17 protein-coding genes and 1 pseudogene are annotated in these 20,502 nt (G+C 62.0%); 14 read left to right on the forward strand and 4 right to left on the reverse strand.

Going from position 1 to position 20,502, the window contains the following annotated elements:
• Positions 1–12: 12 nt before the first annotated feature.
• The 3 genes from PWG15_RS15580 (at position 13) to PWG15_RS15590 (ending at position 1,551) form a co-directional block, all read left to right on the forward strand.
• Positions 13–837 carry an N-formylglutamate amidohydrolase gene (locus PWG15_RS15580; protein ID WP_275021344.1) on the forward strand — a complete coding sequence of 275 codons (825 nt, stop codon included), beginning with the start codon at positions 13–15 and terminating at the stop codon, positions 835–837.
• Positions 838–856: 19 nt separating this feature from the next.
• Positions 857–1,162, forward strand: a complete 306-nt coding sequence (locus PWG15_RS15585) for a DUF1244 domain-containing protein (protein ID WP_275021346.1) — start codon at positions 857–859, stop codon at positions 1,160–1,162.
• A 125-nt stretch (positions 1,163–1,287) separates the two neighbouring features.
• Positions 1,288–1,551, forward strand: coding sequence for a DUF2312 domain-containing protein (locus PWG15_RS15590; protein ID WP_065778663.1), 264 nt, complete (start codon positions 1,288–1,290; stop codon positions 1,549–1,551).
• Positions 1,552–1,711: 160 nt separating this feature from the next.
• Here PWG15_RS15590 and PWG15_RS15595 read toward each other — a convergent pair whose 3' ends face one another.
• Both PWG15_RS15595 and PWG15_RS15600 read right to left on the reverse strand, forming a co-directional pair.
• Entirely contained in the window at positions 1,712–3,571 is a 1,860-nt protein-coding gene (locus PWG15_RS15595) for a peptidoglycan L,D-endopeptidase MepK (RefSeq protein WP_275021349.1), read from the reverse strand.
• Between the two features lie 180 nt (positions 3,572–3,751).
• On the reverse strand, positions 3,752–5,296 hold the full coding sequence (locus tag PWG15_RS15600; RefSeq protein WP_275021350.1) for a sigma-54-dependent transcriptional regulator: 1,545 nt from the start codon (positions 5,294–5,296) through the stop codon (positions 3,752–3,754).
• Between the two features lie 189 nt (positions 5,297–5,485).
• On the opposite strand from PWG15_RS15600, the gene PWG15_RS15605 reads away from it, so the two are divergent.
• The 3 genes and pseudogenes from PWG15_RS15605 to PWG15_RS15615 all read left to right on the forward strand — a co-directional run bounded on the left by PWG15_RS15605 (position 5,486) and on the right by PWG15_RS15615 (position 9,240).
• The gene (locus PWG15_RS15605; protein WP_275021352.1) at positions 5,486–7,345 is read left to right on the forward strand and encodes a M3 family oligoendopeptidase; all 1,860 of its coding nucleotides are present in this window, start codon (positions 5,486–5,488) and stop codon (positions 7,343–7,345) included.
• A 45-nt stretch (positions 7,346–7,390) separates the two neighbouring features.
• A pseudogene (locus PWG15_RS15610) lies at positions 7,391–8,542 on the forward strand (aminodeoxychorismate synthase component I); the annotation flags it as partial.
• 65 nt (positions 8,543–8,607) lie between these two features.
• The gene (locus PWG15_RS15615; RefSeq protein ID WP_275021354.1) at positions 8,608–9,240 is read left to right on the forward strand and encodes an aminotransferase class IV family protein; all 633 of its coding nucleotides are present in this window, start codon (positions 8,608–8,610) and stop codon (positions 9,238–9,240) included.
• Here the strand turns inward: PWG15_RS15615 and PWG15_RS15620 are convergent.
• Positions 9,205–10,155 (reverse strand): GGDEF domain-containing protein, encoded by a 951-nt coding sequence (locus PWG15_RS15620; protein WP_275021356.1) that lies wholly within the window; start codon positions 10,153–10,155, stop codon positions 9,205–9,207. The two genes, PWG15_RS15615 and PWG15_RS15620, sit on opposite strands and share 36 nt — an antisense overlap.
• A gap of 117 nt (positions 10,156–10,272) precedes the next feature.
• Between PWG15_RS15620 and PWG15_RS15625 the strand changes: the two genes are divergently transcribed.
• The 8 genes from PWG15_RS15625 to PWG15_RS15660 all read left to right on the forward strand — a co-directional run bounded on the left by PWG15_RS15625 (position 10,273) and on the right by PWG15_RS15660 (position 19,131).
• A complete protein-coding gene (locus tag PWG15_RS15625; protein WP_275021358.1) occupies positions 10,273–10,467 on the forward strand; it encodes a hypothetical protein in 195 nt (64 codons plus the stop codon).
• 193 nt (positions 10,468–10,660) lie between these two features.
• A complete protein-coding gene (locus tag PWG15_RS15630) occupies positions 10,661–12,112 on the forward strand; it encodes a homospermidine synthase (protein WP_275021359.1) in 1,452 nt (483 codons plus the stop codon).
• 173 nt (positions 12,113–12,285) lie between these two features.
• Entirely contained in the window at positions 12,286–12,654 is a 369-nt protein-coding gene (omp10, locus tag PWG15_RS15635; RefSeq protein ID WP_275021361.1) for an outer membrane lipoprotein Omp10, read from the forward strand.
• Positions 12,655–12,883: 229 nt separating this feature from the next.
• On the forward strand, positions 12,884–14,761 hold the full coding sequence (locus PWG15_RS15640) for a 5'-nucleotidase C-terminal domain-containing protein (RefSeq protein ID WP_275021363.1): 1,878 nt from the start codon (positions 12,884–12,886) through the stop codon (positions 14,759–14,761).
• A gap of 116 nt (positions 14,762–14,877) precedes the next feature.
• Positions 14,878–15,915: a ferrochelatase gene (gene hemH, locus PWG15_RS15645; RefSeq protein ID WP_275021365.1), complete on the forward strand. Its 1,038-nt coding sequence runs from the start codon at positions 14,878–14,880 to the stop codon at positions 15,913–15,915.
• Positions 15,916–16,109: 194 nt separating this feature from the next.
• Positions 16,110–17,108 (forward strand): SPFH domain-containing protein, encoded by a 999-nt coding sequence (locus PWG15_RS15650; RefSeq protein WP_275021366.1) that lies wholly within the window; start codon positions 16,110–16,112, stop codon positions 17,106–17,108.
• A 3-nt stretch (positions 17,109–17,111) separates the two neighbouring features.
• On the forward strand, positions 17,112–17,570 hold the full coding sequence (locus PWG15_RS15655; RefSeq protein ID WP_275021368.1) for an NfeD family protein: 459 nt from the start codon (positions 17,112–17,114) through the stop codon (positions 17,568–17,570).
• 109 nt (positions 17,571–17,679) lie between these two features.
• Positions 17,680–19,131 (forward strand): outer membrane beta-barrel protein, encoded by a 1,452-nt coding sequence (locus PWG15_RS15660; RefSeq protein WP_275021370.1) that lies wholly within the window; start codon positions 17,680–17,682, stop codon positions 19,129–19,131.
• A gap of 129 nt (positions 19,132–19,260) precedes the next feature.
• Here PWG15_RS15660 and galU read toward each other — a convergent pair whose 3' ends face one another.
• Positions 19,261–20,148 carry a UTP--glucose-1-phosphate uridylyltransferase GalU gene (gene galU, locus PWG15_RS15665; RefSeq protein WP_275021371.1) on the reverse strand — a complete coding sequence of 296 codons (888 nt, stop codon included), beginning with the start codon at positions 20,146–20,148 and terminating at the stop codon, positions 19,261–19,263.
• Positions 20,149–20,502: the final 354 nt, after the last annotated feature.

Below are 20,502 nucleotides of genomic sequence, written 5' to 3' on the forward strand. Positions count from 1 at the left end.
GACTGGACCGGCATGCAACACTATTCTCCCTATGAGATTATCGAAGCCAAGCCTGCAACCGGGCTCGTACTGCTGGCCGACCACGCGATGAACCGATTGCCGACGGAGTACGGCAGCCTCGGTCTCCCCGCCTCGGCGTTCGAACGGCATATCGCCTATGACATCGGCGTCGAAGCGCTGGTGCGGCGGCTCTCGCGCATGCTCGATGCACCGGCCGTGCTCGGTTGCTTCTCCCGACTGCTGATCGATCCCAATCGCGGTGAAGACGACCCGACGCTGATCATGAAGATTTCCGACGGCGCGATCGTGCCCGGCAACCACCCGATCAGCGCAGAGGAATGGGAGAACCGCCTGAACCGGTTCCACCGCCCCTATCATCGCGCCGTTTCCGAGACGATCGGCCGAAGCGCCGAGGCGCATGGCGCAGCACCGCTCGTCATTTCGATCCACTCCTACACACCGGCCTGGAAGGGTGTCGCCCGCCCCTGGCACGCTGCCGTCCTCTGGGACAATGATCCGCGCGCCGTTCTGCCCTTGATCGCGAAGCTCGAAGCATCGGGCGACATCGCCGTCGGCAACAACGAACCCTATGACGGCGCACTGCGCGGAGATACCATGTTCCGGCACTGCATGGCGCCGGGTATAGCTCACGCGCTGATCGAGGTGCGCCAGGACCTGATCGCCGACGAGGCGGGTATTGCTGCCTGGGCCGAGCGGCTGGCGCCGATCCTTGCAAGTCTCAACGCCATGCCCGATCTACATCGCTACGAGCGCCACGCCTCCCGCACCGGCGCCTATGAGAGCCTTTCCGGATTTGCGCCCGGAAAGGCCGGGTAACTGAAGAGGATCAACGTCCATGACTGAACTGACCCCGGATCAGCAGATCGCGTTCGAGGCAGCCGCCTTTCGCCGTCTCGTCGCCCATCTGCGCGAACGCTCCGATGTCCAGAACATCGATCTGATGAACCTCGCCGGCTTCTGCCGCAATTGTCTTTCCAACTGGTACCGCGAAGCCGCCGAGCAGGCGGGCGTTGCTCTCGCCAAGGAGGAATCGCGCGAGATCATCTACGGCATGCCTTATGAGGAATGGCGCGAGCGTCACCAGAGGGAAGCAACCGCCGAGCAGAAGGCAGCCCTCGAGATCAACAAGCCGAAGGAATAAGGACGTTTCGCCGGCGCTTACCACGGAAATGACCGCGTTGTTGCGCATTGACCCTTGACCTTGGCGGCCGTTCGCGGCACGTCACGGCACCCAAGAAATTCAATTCCCCGTACAAGGAGAAGACCATGTCGGATGCTCACGGCGTCGCACGCGATCAGCTTCGTGCTTTCATCGAGCGGATCGAACGCCTGGAAGAAGAAAAGAAGACCATCGCCGACGACATCAAGGACGTCTACGGCGAAGCCAAGTCCATGGGCTTCGACACCAAGATCCTGCGCAAGGTCATCTCGATCCGCAAACAGGACCACGACGAGCGTATGGAACAGGAAGCGATCCTCGACACCTACCTCCAGGCGCTCGGCATGGTGCCGGCAGCCGACGAAGAATAAGTACGTCCTGCAGGCTGCCGACCGGCGGCTTTCGTCCGGACAGCGATGGGGGAGCAGACTGCTCCCGGCGCGACCAGGGACGACAACGCTCGAAAGCGCGACACAGAATCAAAAAGCCCGCCGATCGGCGGGCTTTTTCGTGTCTGCTGTTTGGCGAAACTCAGTTCGTGCTGAACTTCTTCACTTCCATGAAGTTGACCGCGTTGCCGCTGAAGCGGGCCGTATCCACGGTGCCAGCGCCGCTCGAGAAGCCGGCGGCATAGACCGTGGTCGGCGCAGTGCGGAGCGACTTGCTGACGAAGCGCGGTGCCTTGACCGGCTTGGACAGCGTCGCCACACGACCGGTCGTCAGCGCCCATTCGGAAATGATCTTCTGGGTCAGCTTCGGCTCGGTGCGCACCGACGAGCGGGTTGCGGCATCGGCATCGTTCTTCTTCGGTCGACCACCCTTTGCCGGTGCTTCGGCCTGCGCGTCGAAGGCATTGTCGAAGACGGTCGCACGGGCGTTCGTGTTCGACTGCGGCGCATAGGCCGCCATTTCGATCGGCTGTTGCGATACAGGCTCGCGCTGTGCCGGCGTCGGCGCAGCAAGCGCCACGCGGGTCGCAGCCTCGGCGGCAACGTCACGCGGCGGCTCTGCAGACGCAACGACCGGGCGCTCCGCGAAGGACGGAACCACGACCTGTGCATCGGCAACGGCAGCAAGGGCCGCATCACCCGCGGGCCGCACGGCCGGAACCGGCACGAAACCAAGCGCCTGCACATCCGCGGAAGGATCGGCCGAGGCGACAAGGGTGTTCATGTCGCGTCGGTCAAGCATCTGCGGCACCGGCACCTTCATCGAGCCGAGATCGGCGAATTCGCTCGGCATTTCCGAGGTCTGCGGCAGGGCAGCAGCAAGCGCATCCTGTGCCGGGTTCTTCTGCGGCGCCACCAGCGCAACGGCTACACCGCCATCGGCAGGCGCATCCTTGAAGGCAGGACGAACGGCCGGAACCGGCGCATTGATGTTCTGTTCGGCTGTCGCAGTGGCAGCGGCTGTCGGTTCGGCAGCAACCGAACCGGCGACGCCTGGCAGCGCTTCCTCGGCAGCAGGAGCGGAAGCCGTCTGAACCTTGGCGGGCGCAGCGCCGCCTTCATCGTCAGCACCCGGGCCAGCCGCGATCGCCGACGGTTCTTCATCTTCGTCGCCGCCACCGCCAAAGAGCATGGCGAACAGGTTGCCGCGACGCTTGCCGCTTGCCGTATCGCCCGGGCCAGTGGCACCGCCGCCAGCGACTTCGATCGCCGAAGCACCAACGCGACGCTTGTAGTCGGCGACCGCCTGGTCATAGCCGGGAAGCGGCTTTCCGTCGGACGGCAGATGCATGGTCTTGCCATCGGGGAAGAGGCGCGCGAGTTCGGCACGGCTCATGCGCGGCCAGGCGCGAACGCCACCAACATCCATGTGGACGAAAGGCGAGCCGGAAGTCGGATAGTAGCCGACACCACCCACCTGGAACTTCACGCCGATTTCGCGCAGCGTCTTCAGCTTCACGTCGGGCAGATAGAAGTCCATCGCCTTACCGAGCATGTGCTGGCTCTTCTTGGCGACGCCCTTGGAGCGCGAACGCAGCATGCCGTTGGTTGCCGGCGAACGATAAGCCGAGACGACGTGGATATAATCGCGCGAACCGCTCTTCTGGTAGACTTCCCAGACAAGGTCGAGCAGGCGTGGATCCATCTTTGTCGGTTCGTTGCGACGCCAGTCGCGAAGGAAACGGTTGATCTCCTGCAGGCCCTTCGGGTCGTAGCGGCCATTGCGCTTGAAGGTGATCTGCGCCTTTTCCTGGGTATGAATGAAATAGAGTTTCAGTGTCCGGGTCTGGCCCGCGGCCTCCACGGGAGGCGCGAAGCCTGGCGTCACGAGGGAAGCCGCAATAGCAACGGATGTCAGAACCTGCGGCACCTTACGGGTAAAGGCCGCGCAGACTCTCGCTAAGGAGCCGAGCGGCTTCTTAAAACCGAACAAATTTGGCATTCAATCCCCGTCCGACGGACAACCGTGCTTTGCTGTCTCAGATGACTGTCAAATAAGGTGACAGCATGGCAAATATGCCACAGTCGTCACCGCCCCTTATAATATAGTGAACAGTTCACTAACAAGGTCTAAACGGCGGTGACGGATTAGCACGGCTAATGAATCGTGAATGCGTCGATTTTATGCCGCCTCCCGCAGCGGGTTCTCGGGATCGATGCCATAATCCTTCAGCTTGCGGTAGAGCGTCGACCGGCCGATACCGAGCTTGCGGGCCACCTGGCTCATCTGTCCGCGGTAGAATTTCAGCGCAAAACGAATCAGTTCCTCTTCCACTTCGGCAAGCTTGCGGACATCGCCGCCCTCGTCGACGCTGGCGATCGCGTTCTCCATGCGCGGGTCGTGCCCGGCATCGCCTTCCATCGATTTCGCCGCACTCGCGAAGTCCGGATAGACATTGGGCACCTGTTCCGCCGGCGCGGTCTCCCGTTCCGGGCCTGCTTCGCCCCAGGAGAAGCCGGAGCGGTCGGAAACGACGTAGCCCGGGATCTGGGTGGCGATCTGCGGGAAATCCTTCACCGTCAGCTCGTTGCCTTCGGCAAGGACGACGGCCCGGAAGATCGCGTTTTCGAGCTGCCGGATGTTGCCCGGCCAGTCATAGGCTGTCAGTAACGCCAGGGCACCGCTCGAAATGGCAAGCGGTGTGTGCAGGCGCTGCTCGGCGGCAAAGCGCTCGACGAAGGAACGCACCAGGACCGGAATGTCTTCCTTGCGCCGACGCAGCGCCGGAATGGTGATCGGGAAGACGTTGAGGCGATAGTAGAGGTCTTCGCGGAACCGCCCCTCGCGCACCTCGTTGATCAGGTCCTTGTTGGTGGCCGAAATCAGCCGCACATTGACCTTCTGCGGATGGCGTGCGCCGATCGTCTCGATCTCGCCCTGCTGCACCGCACGCAGGAGCTTGACCTGAACTTCGAGCGGCAGGTCGCCGATCTCGTCGAGGAACAGGGTACCGCCGTCCGCATCGACGAACTTGCCGGTGTGTTTTTCCGTAGCACCAGTGAAGGCGCCCTTTTCGTGGCCGAAGAGAATGCTCTCGACCAGATTGTGCGGGATCGCGCCACAGTTGACGGTGACGAAGGGCTTGCCAACCCGGTCGCTCGCCGACTGGATGGCACGGGCCACCATTTCCTTGCCAACGCCGGACTCGCCTTCGAGCACGATCGGAATGTTGGACTGGGCGGCACGGCGCGCAAGGTCGATGACCCGGATCATCGCCGGGCTTGCCGAAACGATGTCTTCAAAGCCGACGGCGCCGCCGCGCGGACGGCGCGAGGTTTTGACCTTGCCGTCGCGGCTCGCCATCTTCAGCGCATTGCTGATCGCGACCGACAGCCGCTCAGGCGAGACGGGCTTCACCAGGAAGTCGAAGGCACCCGCCTGCATCGCGTGTACCACGGTTTCGATACCGCCCTGGCCGGTCTGCACGATGACCGGCGTATCGACACCGCGCTCAGCCAGCGCTTCAAGGAAGCCGTGACCGTTCATCTCCGGCATCAACAGGTCGAGCAGGATGACATTGATCATGCCGCCCTTGCGCTCCAGGAGCTCCAAACCGCTGCGGCCGTTGTCGGCGAGATGCGCCACATGGCCGAGACGCTCGATCATGTTCGTCAGCAACCGGCGCTGCACCGGATCGTCATCAATGACGAGAATATGTGATGTCACGGAAGCCTCCTGCTCTGGACACGCGGTACTTTTTGGCCAACCTCATGTGCCAAATCACGTCAGGCATCTGTGCCATAAAGGGCTGAACATCATGTTTTGAGAAATGCTTGCATTTTATCCATTGCCGGCGATAGCAATGGGACCCATATCGCTTGCCTTCTTCCTGTCACGAACGAGAGAAATCCGACGATGACCTTCCGCCCCTTCGCTCCCGAGCAATCCGTTGTCCGAGCCGCCACAGGCCAGTCCCATGGCGCTGCCGCGGATCTCGGCGACCTGCCCTCCTGGCGGCTCGAAGATCTCTATCCGTCCTCCACATCGGATGCCTTTCGCAACGACCTGAAGAAGGCCGAAACCGGTTCGATCGCCTTCGAAACCAAGTGGAAGGGCAAGCTGGCCGAGGCCGCAACGAAGAACGGCAACGACGGCATCGGCGCCGCCGTCCGGGAATTCGAAGCGCTCGAAGACGTCATGGGGCGTATCGCGTCCTTTGCCGGTCTCACCTATTTCTCCGACACGTCCAAGCCCGAGAACGGCAAGCTTTACGGCGACGTACAGTCGAAGCTCACCGACATGTCGGCGCATCTCCTGTTCTTCTCGCTCGAGCTCAACCGGATCGATGACGCGATCCTCGACAAGGCGCTCGAAAATGATGCGCTTGCCGCGCACTACAAGCCCTGGCTGACCGACCTGCGCATGGACAAGCCCTATCAGCTCGACGACAAGCTGGAGCAACTGTTCCTCGAAAAATCAATGACGGGTGCGGCCGCCTTCAACCGGCTGTTCGACGAGACGATGGCAAGCCTCACCTTCAATGTCGATGGTGAAGCCCTGCCGCTGGAAGTCGCCCTGAACCTGTTGCAGGATCCGGCGACCGAGGTTCGCAAGAAGGCCGCGATGGCGCTTGCCGAAACCTTCAAGGCCAACATCCGCACCTTCACGCTGATCACCAACACGCTCGCCAAGGACAAGGAAATCTCCGACCGCTGGCGTGGTTTTCAGGATATCGCCGACAGCCGGCATCTCGCCAACCGCGTCGAGCGCGAGGTCGTCGATGCACTGGCCGAAGCCGTCAAGTCCGCCTATCCGCGCCTGTCGCATCGCTACTACACGATGAAGGCAAAGTGGCTCGGCATGCAGGAGATGGATTTCTGGGATCGCAACGCGCCGTTGCCGGAAACGCCGAATGCACTGATTTCCTGGAACGAGGCCAAGGATACGGTGCTGTCAGCGTATAATGCATTTGCTCCGGAAATGGCCGCGATCGCCCGCCGCTTCTTCGATGAGAGCTGGATCGACGCGCCGGTGCGCCCCGGCAAGGCACCGGGTGCCTTCGCCCATCCGACGGTTCCGTCAGCGCATCCTTACGTACTCGTCAACTACATGGGCAAGCCGCGCGACGTGATGACGCTTGCGCACGAACTCGGTCACGGCGTGCATCAGGTTCTCGCCGGCGGACAGGGCGCGCTGATGGCGTCGACCCCGCTGACGCTTGCCGAAACCGCATCGGTGTTCGGCGAGATGCTGACCTTCCGCGCGCTGCTTGACCGGACGAAGGACAAGCGCGAGCGCAAGGCCATGCTTTCCCAGAAAGTGGAGGACATGATCAATACGGTCGTGCGCCAGATCGCCTTCTACGAGTTCGAGCGGAAGGTCCACACGGCCCGCAAGGAAGGCGAGTTGACGGCGGACGACATCGGCAAGCTGTGGCTGTCGGTGCAGAACGAGAGCCTCGGCCCGGCGATCCGGATTTCCGAGGGCTATGAGACCTACTGGGCCTATATCCCGCACTTCATCCACTCGCCTTTCTACGTCTACGCCTATGCCTTCGGCGACTGCCTGGTGAACTCGCTCTACGCCGTCTACCAGAACGCCGAAAAGGGCTTCCAGGAGAAGTACTTCGAGCTGCTGAAGGCCGGCGGCACCAAACACCATTCCGAGCTGCTCGCCCCCTTCGGCCTTGATGCCACCGATCCGTCGTTCTGGGCACAGGGACTGTCGATGATCGAAGGGCTCATCGATGAACTCGAGGCGCTTGATAAGGCCTGAGCCGGGCACAGGTCCGGATCACGGCGCGATCGACAAGACGACTTTATGAGCGACACCGCACCCTATGTGCTGTTCCGGGACGACAGCGAGAACCGCACCACGGTTTTCGCTGAACCTTCCCGCGTCATCACCGCGCGCACGAAGGCCGAGTTCACCCGCGGCCTCGCCGAACTCGAGCGCGCCCACAGGGCGGGCAAGTGGATCGCAGGCTTCATGGCCTACGAGGCCGGTCACCTCTTCGAGGAGAAACTCTCAAGGTTTGCCGAGGAAGGTCGCGAGACGCCGCTGATGTCGTTCGGCATCTTCGATGCACCCGCGGAAGACCACCCTCTCGCCGAGCCGCAACGCCGGACCGAGAACGAACCGTTCCTCGCCGAGCCGCGCGCCGGCTGGGACTTCGACACCTACCGCGAGCGCTTCGATCGCCTGCACCAGCATCTGCGAAAGGGTGATTGCTACCAGGCCAACCTGACGATGCCGATCCGCGCCCGCTGGTCCGGTGACCCACGCGCTGCCTTCTGGTCGCTGATCGACCGCCAGCCGGTGAAGTACGGCGCGCTCGTCGCCCTCGACGGCCCGGTCCTCCTGTCGCGATCGCCAGAACTCTTCTTCCGCGTCGATGTGGACGGCTGGATCGAAACGCACCCGATGAAGGGTACGGCCAAGCGCGGCGCATCTGCGGCCGAAGACGCCGAGATCATCGCGGCGATGCGCGCCGACGAAAAGACCCAGGCCGAAAACCGCATGATCGTCGATCTCCTGCGCAACGACATCTCGCGCATCACCGAAGTCGGCACGCTCAGCGTGCCTAAGCTCTTCGAGATCGAGACCTACCCGACCGTGCACCAGATGGTGAGCCATGTCCGGGCCAAGCTCTTGCCCGAGATCAGCCTCAGCAACATCTTCGCCGCCCTCTTCCCCTGCGGCTCCATCACCGGCGCGCCGAAGATGCGGGCGATGGAAATCCTGCATGATCTGGAAGACGGACCACGCGACGCCTATTGTGGTGCCATCGGCTTCATCGCGCCGAACGGGGTCATGCGCTTCAGCGTCGCGATCCGCACCATATCGCTTTTCCCGAGCGGCGAGGCCGTCTTCAATGTCGGCGGCGGCATCGTCTTCGACAGCAACGCCCAGTCCGAGTACGAGGAATGCCTGTTGAAGGCCCGCTTCGCGGTCGGCGACGACAAGATCGCGCTGGGCGACGACAGGATCGCGCTCGGCGACGACGAGGTCACGCCCGGCGATAACGAGATCGCGCGATGACCGGCTTTTCGCTGATCGAAACATTGCGACACGAGCCTGAAAACGGTTTCGTCCGTTCGCGTCTGCATCTGGCGCGACTGAAGCGATCGGCGCGTCGACTTGGTATTCCTGGAGCGGAAGGCGCAGAAGCGGCCTTGCTGGCAGCTGTGGAGAGCGGCGACGAGAAGGCTGCGCGCCGCGTGCGGCTCGAGCTTTTCCCCGACGGACGCATCGATGTGAAGACCGCGCCGTTCGTGCCATTGTCGGACGATACGATCTGGCGGGTCGGGATTGCCGCCACGCGTCTCAACTCCCGCGATCCGCTACTGCGCTACAAGACCAGCCGCCGAGCCACCTATGAAACCGCCCGCGGCGAGTTTGCAGCGAACGAGGCCGACGAGGTTCTTCTGCTCAACGAGAAGGGCGAGGTTTGCGAAGGCACGATCACCTCGGTCTTCCTCGACGACGGCAGCGGCGTTCTGAAGACCCCGCCGATCGCCTGCGGCCTGCTCGCCGGCGTGCTTCGCACCGAACTCATCTGCCAGCGACGCGCGCGGGTAGCGCGCCTTTCGCCGGCGGATCTCAGCCACGGAACGCTCTATGTCGGCAATTCGCTACGCGGACTGATCCGGGTGAGACTCCTGGTCTGAACCGGGAAGCGTATAACGCCTGACCTGATCGCGGCCGTCGCGCTTGGCGAGATAGAGGGCCTGGTCGGCGCGCGCATAGAGGTCGCTGACGGAATCGCCGTCGCGATATTCCGCCAATCCCACAGAGCAAGTGTAGAAGAATTCCGGAATGTTCTCGAGCGGCCGGGAGCTTCTGACCCTTTCGAGCAGGCGGTCAAGAATGCGATTGCCTTCGCTGATGGTGGTATCGGGCAGGATGAGCATGAACTCCTCGCCGCCGATCCGGCCGAAGCAATCCGAGCGTCGCACGAATTCCTGCATCTGACGCGCGAAGTCGAGCAGCACCTCGTCGCCGCGCTGGTGTCCGTGGCGGTCGTTGATCGCCTTGAAGTAATCGATGTCGATGATCGCGACGCAGCCCCACATGTGCGGGTTCTCGGCGCAGTTGGCGATGAACTCGGTCAACCGCCCCATCGTGTAGCGACGGTTGGGCACGCTCGTCAGCTCGTCCACCTGGGCCGCGCGAAGCGCGAAGTCGCGATCCTGCCGGAGCTCGCGCTCCCCCGCATGGATAGTGGTGACATCGACGGCGATGCAAAGCATCCAGCCGTCGGAATCCACGGTCTCCGTCATCCACAGCCAGCGGCCGTCATGCAGGTCGGTTTCCATGGCACGAAACGGCGTCTTGCCGCGCCGGTGCGCCGTCGAGGCGATCCAGGCGTTGACGTCGTCGGTCTTCAGGACGGTCCCCTGGCCGGCTGCGTAGTTCCGGCGCATGATCTCCGCCCAGGTCGGGCTCTCGTCCGGGCCGACGTGATAGGCGGTGCGAAATGCCGGGTTGGCAAACCGCAATCGATCATGCTGATCGTAGAGCGCGATCAGTACGGGTGTTTTGCTCTGTAAGGCCGCAAGGGCCTTGAGATGACTACCGGTCACGGTCTGTCACGCCTCCGGGTCGGACAATATCAATCATGGCGCGAAGCGGATGCTTCAAGCGAAGCTATAGCACGAAGTGTCTGTGACAAGCGTTTACGCGCGTGAAACGATGGGGATATGGTTAAATCACCGCCTCGGACCGGCCCAACTGCCCGAAGCATATGGCCGACAACGGTTCGTCCAGGGCCCCTCGCCACCGGCCTTGCCCAGCTCGATCCCGATCGCTGGATCGAGCCTGACCAGGCGATCTTCGTCGCTGCAAACGGCATCCAGGAGGCGCAGCGCGAATTGCTTGGCGTACCCGCGGGTTAAGCACACTCTCAAATAGCGGTTGACCCGCCGGCTCTTTATTGTGACAGGAATCTATGCTCTACAGCGCCGCGTGCCCGACCGGGCACCAAGGGCCGCTTCGGCACATTCATCGAGCCAGAACAGCGGCGCCAGCCGCTCCTCATGCTTAGTCACCCACTGTCACAGGGAAAGTTTTCTCAGGAGAAAGACAAAAATGGCAGATACCACCTATCCGGTTTACGGCGAGATCACCGGTCCGATCGTCATGATCGGTTTCGGCTCGATCGGTCGCGGCACCCTGCCGCTGATCGAGCGCCACTTCAAATACGACAAGAACCGGTTGATCGTGGTCGAGCCCCGTGAGGACGCCGCCGACAACGAGATTTTCGAACGGCATGGTGTACGTCACGTTCGCGCTCATGTGACGAAGGACAACTACAAGGAACTGCTGAAGCCGCTTTTGACCGAAGGCGAAGGCCAGGGCTTCTGCGTCAACCTGTCGGTCGATACCGGCTCGCTCGACCTGATCAAGATGTGCCGCAAGCTCGACGTTCTCTACATCGACACGGTCGTCGAGCCGTGGCTCGGTTTCTACTTCGACTCTGAAATGGACAATTCCGAGCGCACCAACTACGCGCTGCGCGAAACCGTCCGCAAGGAAAAGGAAAAGAACCCGGGCGGCACCACGGCCGTTTCCACCTGCGGCGCCAACCCGGGCATGGTCTCCTGGTTCGTCAAGCAGGGCCTCTTGAACCTTGCCAACGACCTCGGCGTTAAGTTTGAAGAGCCGCATCAGGACGACCGCGAAGGCTGGGCGAAGCTGATGAAGAAGGTCGGCGTCAAGGGCGTGCACATTGCCGAGCGCGACACCCAGCTGACCAAGAAGCCGAAGCCGCTCGACGTATTCTGGAACACCTGGTCGGTCGAAGGCTTCATCTCCGAAGGTCTGCAGCCGGCCGAACTCGGCTGGGGCACCCATGAAAACTGGATGCCGAAGAACGCCAAGAAGCACAAGAAGGGCTGCAAGGCTGCAATCTACCTGGAGCAGCCGGGCGCCAACACCCGCGTGCGCACCTGGTGCCCGACGCCTGGCCCGCAATACGGCTTCCTCGTCACCCACAACGAGGCGATCTCGATCTCGGACTTCTTCACCGTTCGCGACAAGGACGGCGAAGTGACGTATCGCCCGACCTGCCACTACGCCTACCATCCGGCCAACGACGCTGTCCTGTCGCTGCACGAAATGTTCGGCAACGGCGGCAATGCGCAGCCGGTTCATCACGTTCTCGACGAGAAGGAACTCGTTGAAGGCCTCGACGAACTGGGCGTCCTGCTCTACGGCCACGACAAGAATGCCTATTGGTTCGGTTCGCGCCTGTCTCTGGAAGAGACACGTCGCATCGCCCCCTACCAGAATGCCACCGGCCTGCAGGTAACCTCTGCGGTTCTGGCCGGCATGGTCTGGGCGATCGAAAACCCGAAGTCCGGCATCGTTGAAGCCGACGAGATGGACTACAAGCGCTGCCTGGAAGTACAGCTTCCCTATCTCGGTCCGGTTGAAGGCCACTACACCGACTGGACCCCACTCGACGGTCGTCCGGGCCTGTTCCCGGAAGACATCGACACCAAGGATCCCTGGCAGTTCAAGAACATCCTTGTTCGCTAAGCTTTTGACGTAAAACGTCATCCGGCCCGGGGCACGACCGTGTCCCGGGCCTTTTCATCTGTGCTGGAAAAGGCGCCGGCAGCCCCCTGCCGCTCTTGCTTTCAACTCATGATCGCGGCATGGTCATGCCGGAATGAAACAGTCCGCTCGGCCCAATGCGGGGGAAATCGCCTATGAAGCCATTCGCAGTTCTGACCCTGATCGCAACCGCCGCGGCCTTGGCATCCTGCCAATCGTCGCCCCGGATCATCGATGAGGGTGGGCCGTCACGCCAGGCGACCGGCGTCGAAGGTTCCTGGGTGGACCCGAACGGCATCGTCTCGACTTTTGCGGGCGGCACCTTCTCGACCCGCACGACCGACACCAATCAGCTGCTCGCCTCGGGCAACTATACCCAGATGAGCCCGACGCTCGTCGAGATCAACATGACCTCGCTCGTGCGCAACACCCAGTCCAAGGTCAACTGCGCCCTGGTCACCCAGAACCAGCTCAATTGCACCACCGATGCCGGCGCGCAGTTCTCGCTGGCACGCCGCGGCTAAAACAGAAAATACGCACATATAAAAGCCCCCGATCGGGGGCTTTTTTTGTTGCAGGACCGCAGCTTAACCTAGTTCCAAATTGACAAGCGAGCTTGGTTTTTAGCGCTTGAAGTAACCTTCAACTGATGAAAACATCCGGCCCGGCAAAGCCACTCCGACCGTGGGGAACGGTTCCGTTTTGACGGCTCCGGAAACGGTCGGCTGACAACCGGCAAAACAGGAGAACATCATGATCAGACACATGCGGACCGGCCTGATGACCGCGTCCATTCTTGCCCTCTCCTCGGGCGCAGCCTTCGCCGATTATGAGTTGAACATCCTGCACATCAACGACCTCCATTCCCGCATCGAGTCGATCAACAAGTTCGACTCGACCTGCTCGGCGGAAGAGGAAGGCAAGAACGAATGCTTCGGCGGCGTCGCTCGCCTGAAGGCGCTGATCGACCAGAAACGCCAGGAGCTTTCGGGCAGGAACGTGCTGCTCTTGAACGCCGGCGACAACTTCCAGGGCTCGCTGTTCTTCACCACCTATAAGGGCTTGGCCGAAGCCGAGTTCCTCAATCTGATGAAGTTCGACGCCATGACCGTCGGCAACCACGAGTTCGACGAGAGCGAAGACGGCTTGGCTGGTTTCCTCGACAAGATCACCTTCCCGGTCGTCACTGCCAACGTGCTGCCGAGCTTCAAGTCGAAGATCGGCGACCGCATCAAGCCATCGATCGTGCTTGAGGTTGGCGGACAGAAGGTCGGCATCGTCGGCGCCGTCGCCAACGACACGCCGGAACTCTCGTCCCCCGGTCCGGATATCCTGATCGGCGACGATGTTGCCACCACCACCGCAGCCGTCGAAGAACTGAAGAAACAGGGCGTCGACAAGATCATCGCCCTGACCCATGTCGGCTACCCCCGCGATCTTGCGGCAATCGCCAAGATCCCTGATGTCGACATCGTCGTCGGCGGTCATTCGCACAGCCTGCTGTCGAACACCGACGCGAAAGCCGAGGGTCCTTACCCGACGATGGTCGACAACCCCGGTGGCTACAAGGTTCCGGTCGTCCAGGCCGCGTCCTACACCAAGTATCTCGGCGATCTCGTCGTCACCTTCGACGACAAGGGCGTCGTGAAAGCCGCCAAGGGCGATCCGATCCTGGTCGACTCGTCCGTCAAGCCGGATGAAGCGGTGCTCGCGCGCGTTGCCGAACTCGGCAAGCCCATCGAGGAACTGCGCTCGAAGATCATCGCCAAGACCGAAGCGCCGATCGACGGCTCGCGTGAGAATTGCCGCGCCAAGGAATGCGAGATGGGCAGCCTCGTCGCTGACGCCATGCTTGATCGCGTCAAGGGCCAGGGCGTGACGATCGCCATCACCAACGGCGGGGGCCTGCGCGCCTCCATCGACGCCGGCGACGTCTCGATGGGCGAAGCCATCACCGTTCTGCCGTTCCAGAACACGGTGGCGACCTTCCAGATCAAGGGTGACGGCATCCGCGAAGCGCTGGAAAACGGCCTCAGCAAGCTCGAAGAAGCCGGCGGTCGCTTCCCGCAGGTGGCCGGCATGAAGTTCTCCTTCGACAAGTCGAAGCCCGTCGGCAGCCGCGTCGTTTCGGTCGAGGTGAAGGAAGGCGAGAGCTACGTTCCGCTGGATCCGGCCAAGACCTATTCGCTGGTCACCAACAACTACATGCGCAACGGCGGCGACGGCTACAGCGTCTTCAAGGACAAGGGCGAAAACGCCTATGACTACGGTCCGGGCCTCGAGACCGTGCTTGCCGACTACCTGGCAGCACATCAGCCGTTCAAGCCCTATACCGACGGCCGCATCACCGAAGTCGCTTCGGCAGCCGGTGCGACGGCTGCAGAACCGGCAGCCGAAGCAAAGCCAGCCGCCGATGCAACGGCAACGCAGCCGGCTGCCACCGCCGGCGCTACGACGGCTGCAGCCAGCGGTCCGCAGAAGCACGTGATCGCCAAGGGCGACACGCTCTGGGACCTCGCCAAGGCGTTCTACGGCGAAGGCTCGCTGTGGAAGAAGATCTCCGAAGCCAACGGCAAACCGGCGCCGCGCGCGCTGCATGTCGGCACGGAACTGGAGATTCCGGCAAAGTAAGACAATTTGCCTCTACTTTCAGAGCCGGCGCGGGCTTCCCCGCGCCGGCTTTTCTTTTTAGAAGGATTTGAAACCGAAGGCAGTGTCCCGATTGAACGGGACCGACGAGGACCAAGATGACCGAACAGCTTGCCGTGACCGCCCCTGCCAACCATCCTTCCGTCAAATCCGGAAAGGTCGGCATTCTCCTGGTCAATCTCGGCACGCCCGACGGCACCGACTATACCTCGATGCGCCGCTACCTGAAGGAGTTCCTGACGGACCGCCGGGTGATCGAATGGTCGCGGCTGTTCTGGTATCCGATCCTGTTCGGCATCGTGCTCAACACCCGCCCCGGCAAGGTCGGCAAGGCCTATGAGACGATCTGGAACAAGGATTTGAACGAAAGTTATCTCCGGACCTACACCCGCAACCAGGCGGAACTCATGGCCAAGACCTTCGCCGATCGTCCAGATGTGATCGTCGACTGGGGCATGCGCTACGGTCAGCCCTCGATCGCCTCGCGCATGGAGGCTCTGCAGAAGGCCGGTTGTGAGCGCATTCTCGTCTTCCCGCTCTATCCGCAATATGCGGCTGCGACCACCGCCACCGTCAACGACAAGGCCTTCGAAGCGCTGCTCAAGATGCGCTGGCAGCCGGCGCTGCGCACGGTTCCGCCCTATCACGACGACCCCGTCTACATCGATGCGCTCGCGACCTCGATCGAACGTCATCTGGCGACACTCGACTGGGAGCCGGAAGTGGTGCTCACCTCCTTCCACGGCATCCCGAAGAGCTACTTCGATAAGGGCGACCCCTATTACTGCCAGTGCCAGAAGACCGCACGGCTGCTGCGCGAGAAGCTCGGCTGGTCCAAGGAGAAGCTGCAGGTCACCTTCCAGTCGCGCTTCGGGCCTGAGGAATGGCTGCAGCCCTACACCGACAAGACGGTCGAGAAGCTCGCCCAGGAAGGCGTCAAGCGCATTGCCGTTCTCAACCCCGGCTTCGTTTCCGACTGTCTGGAAACGCTGGAGGAGATCGCCGAGCAGGCCGCCGAGAGCTTCCACCACAATGGCGGCGACAAGTTTACCCACATTCCTTGTCTCAACGACAGCGCCGAGGGCATGGCCGTGCTCGAACATGTCGTGCGCCGGGAACTTGCCGGCTGGCTCTGAGAGCTTGCCGCACCCGCTGGAAACGGATGTAAGACCACCACCACCGGCTGAAACCGTGCCGCCCACGTCAACTCGCGTCTGCGCCAATCTAACATTTTGAATCTACGCGCAATCCGCGGAAAGCGATTCCGAAGGCAAACGGAATGCGCTAGAGTTCAGCCCCAGATCGCGATTGCAATTTAAGGGGGTATGTCTTGGGCGGCTTGGATTATGCGGTCATCGCATTGGTGGTTCTGATGATCATTGTGATCATCGCGATGGTTAAGACTGTACCACAAGGCTATCGCTATACGGTCGAGCGCTTCGGCCGTTACACGAAAACGATGGAGCCGGGTCTGAACGTCATCCTTCCCTTCATCGACCGAATCGGCGCGAAGATGAACGTGATGGAGCAGGTGCTCGACGTTCCGACCCAGGAGGTCATCACCAAGGACAATGCCAGCGTCTCGGCCGACGCCGTCGCCTTCTACCAGATCTTGAACGCGGCGCAGGCAGCCTATCAGGTCGCGAACCTCGAAATCGCCATCCTCAACCTGACGATGACCAATATCCGCTCGGTCATGGGCTCGATGGATCTCGACGAACTGCTGTCCAACCGCGACACGATCAACGACAGGCTGCTGCACGTCGTCGACGAAGCCGCGAGCCCCTGGGGCATCAAGATCACCCGCGTCGAGATCAAGGATATCGCACCGCCGAAGGATCTGGTCGACGCGATGGCAAGGCAGATGAAGGCCGAGCGCGAAAAGCGCGCGCAGGTGCTGGAAGCCGAAGGCGCCCGCAATGCGCAGATCCTGCGCGCCGAAGGCGCCAAGCAGTCGGCGATCCTCCAGGCTGAAGGTCAGCGCGAGGCTGCCTTCCGCGACGCCGAAGCCCGCGAGCGCCTGGCCGAGGCCGAAGCGAAGGCGACGAAGATGGTCTCCGACGCCATCGCATCCGGTGACGTCCAGGCAATCAACTACTTCGTCGCCCAGAAGTATACCGAAGCGCTCGCCTCGATCGGCACCGCCAACAACCAGAAGATCGTGCTGATGCCGATGGAAGCCTCCGCGCTGATCGGCTCGCTCGGCGGTATCGGCGCCATCGCCAAGGAGGTCTTCGGTGACGGCCAGACGGGGCAGGCCGTGCGCCCGCGCCAGTCGCCACCGCGCAGCACACCAGCCTTCCCCACCGATCCTTCGCAAGGGAAGTAGGCGATGATCGAACGCGCCATTCAAGAACTCGGCCCCTGGAGCTGGTGGGTTCTCGGCTTCGTGCTGCTCGCAGCCGAGCTCGTGGCACCCGGCGTATTCCTGATCTGGATCGGCATCGCCGCGCTCATTGTCGGAATTCTCTCCCTTATGCTCTGGGAGGCCGGCTTCTGGATGTGGCAGGTTCAGCTCGTCCTCTTCGCCGTCCTCGCGGTGGTCGCTGTCCTGCTCGGCCGCCGCTTTGTAATGTCCTCGTCCGAGACCACCGACGAACCCTTGCTGAACCAGAGAGCGGAAAGCCTCGTTGGCCGCACTGCGGTGCTCGAGAAACCGATCGCCGAGGGACGCGGTCGCATCCGGCTCGACGACACGTTCTGGATCATCGAGGGACCGGACCTGCCGGCCGGCACCCGGGTCCGCGTCGTTTCCAGCCATGGTCGAAGCCTGACAGTCGAAAGCGCCTGATCGGCAAGCGGCTGATGCCACGACGTTTTTCCCATTTGGAAACGATTGCTTAACCACGTCGCTTTACGATTGCGAAAGGATTGCAATCAGGCTCGTGGACAGACGGCATATGGTGCCAGGCTCATCTCGCTCGACCAAAGGAGACGCGCGGCGTTCGACGTCGCTGGCGTTGCTATTGGTTGGCACTGCCCTGCTCGCACCATCGCCATTGCTCGCGCAAACGGCCACGGCCCCCGCCCCGACGACCTCCTATGGCGTCGGCAGCACTCCGGCAGCCGTTCCGGCCGCGACGCCTGCAATCGCCGATCCGCAAACCACCGGCGCCGTCAGCGGTGACGATCTTCCGCCTGCACAGAACGAGGATTTCCTCCGCCTTAACCGGCGAGAGCCGACGATCGATGGCCTGCGCCTGCGCACCGATGGTCCTGAATATGATCGCGCACCGGGCGTTCGCATTGGCACCTTCACCCTGCGCCCCAGCGTCAGCGAGAGCATCAACCATGAATGGCGCAAGGACGGTGACACCAAGACGAACCGCGGTTACCTCGAAACCGGCATCCGCGGCACCCTGACCTCTGACTGGTCGCGTCACCAGTTGACCGTCACCGGCGGAGGCATCCTGCAGAACAATATCTCAGGCGAAGGCGAGGAAGAACCGCGCGCCGATGTCGACGCGGAACTGCGGCTCGATCTCTGGGACGAAACGATTGCACGACTCCGGGCCGGATACAGTTTCTACCGCGAAGACGCCGACGATCCGAACGCGATCTCGGACGCCAAGACCCAGTCGGCGGTCAACAGCTATCGCCTGGGCGCCGCCATCGAGCGCGACTTCGGTCTGATCCGCGGTTCGGTCGGTATCGATTTCGACCGCCAAACCTATGGCGATGTCGAGCTGGAGAACGGCACGAATCTCTCCGTCAAGTATCGCAATCGCAATACGGGCATCCTCATAACCCGCGTCGGTTATGAGCTGTCGCCGGCACTGATCCCGTTCATAGAAGGCTCGGTCGGAAAATCGCTTTACGATCTGCGCGAGGATCCGCTCGGCTTCGAGCGCTCGTACCAGACCTATGCCGCGCGCGGCGGTGTCGAGGTCGATCTCGGCGAGAAGCTCTATGGCGAGCTCGGCCTCGGCTATGAGACCTACAATTTCGAAGATGACCGGCTCGGTGAACTCAGCGGCCTGTCGGTCGATGGGCGCATCAACTGGTCGCCGCAGCGTGGCACCGATGTGCTCTTTGCGGTTTTGACCGACCTCAACCCATCGACGACACCGGGCGACCCGGGTTCGATCGACTACAACCTCACCAACATCATCACCCACCAGATGCGCTCGGATCTGGTGGCGCGTCTGACGAACAGCCTGACGCTGCGCAATTACCCCTCGGACGCCAGCTCATCGGACGAAATCACCTGGCGCACCGGCGCCGGCCTCACCTACGACATCAACCGCTACCTGGCGCTGACGGGCGACGTCAGCTACGAGCGCACGACCCGCGATCAAGGCGATACGACGGACATCACCCGCATCGGTGTCGGCCTGACGCTGCGGCGCTAGAGCAACTCCAGGAAAAGCGTGAAGCGGTTTTCCGTCCGGAATTACGTCGTTTCAAAGAAGCCTGCCATCTTCAACGAAAAAGGCCGCGCCCAAGGGACGCGGCCTTTCGCATGTTCGGGACCTGAGCGACTACTTCAGGCCGCTGAGCAGCGACTTCAGCGGACCTTCGACGGTCGGGCGGATGTCGCCGCGTTCCAGCGCAAAGGCAACGTTTGCCAGGATGAAGCCGTCCTTGGCGCCACAGTCATAGGTATCGCCACGGAAGTGATAGGCGGCGAACTGCTGGCTGTCGGAGAGCTTGAGCATGCCGTCGGTCAGCTGGATCTCGTTGCCGGCGCCGCGTTCCTGCTTTTCGAGGATCGGGAAGATCTCCGGTTGCAGGATGTAGCGGCCGTTGATGAAGAAGTTGGACGGGGCTGTGCCCGGTGCCGGCTTCTCGACCATCTTGGTGATCTTGAAACCGTCGCCCACCTTGTCGCCGACGCCGACGATACCGTACTTGTGGGCCTGGTCCGGTGCGCATTCCTCGACGGCGATGACATTGCCGCCGCTCTGCTCATAGAGCTCGACCATGCCCTTGAGGCAACCCTTTTCGCCCTTCATGATCATGTCCGGCAAAAGCAGCGCAAAGGGCTCGTTGCCGACGAGGTCGCGGGCGCACCAGACCGCGTGGCCGAGGCCGAGTGGCGCCTGCTGGCGGGTGAAGCTGGTCGTGCCGGCCTTCGGCAGGATACCGTCGAGCAGCGCGATTTCGGCCTTCTTGTTGCGCTCACGCAGGGTCTGGTCGAGTTCGACCTGGATGTCGAAATAATCCTCGATGACCGCCTTGCTGCGGCCGGTGACGAAGATCAGGTGCTCGATGCCGGCTTCCAGCGCCTCATCGACCACATATTGAATGACCGGCTTGTCCACCACCGTCAGCATTTCCTTCGGCACGGCCTTGGTGGCCGGCAGGAAACGGGTTCCCAGTCCTGCGACCGGGAACACGGCTTTGCGGACTTTACGCTTGTCGGTCATCGATACCTCCTTGATAGGACTTCACTCATAACTCTTGCTGAATGGCCTCGGACGTCAATCCGTCCAACCATACAGCGCTCCGTAATGGAGCCGCAATCTCTATGCCGTCAGCTGAACACAGCCTGAACCGACGGAACAAATGCATATGCGAACTCCACGACCATGGCTTGACATTTTCTACAGCGGAAGACGCCACCACAATTTCATGGTAAAGGGTTTGTTGACCACGTTTCTGTAGATTCGTTGCAATCCGGCAATGCAACAATCGCGGCCGGATCCGAAACAGGAGCCGCCGACGACTGCCCCCACCGTCGAGGCTGGCCCCAGACTGCCACCTTGCGGAGTGATTCGGGC

Source organism: Ensifer adhaerens, from assembly GCF_028993555.1.
In the GTDB taxonomy this organism is placed as follows: Bacteria; Pseudomonadota; Alphaproteobacteria; order Rhizobiales; family Rhizobiaceae; genus Ensifer; species Ensifer adhaerens_I.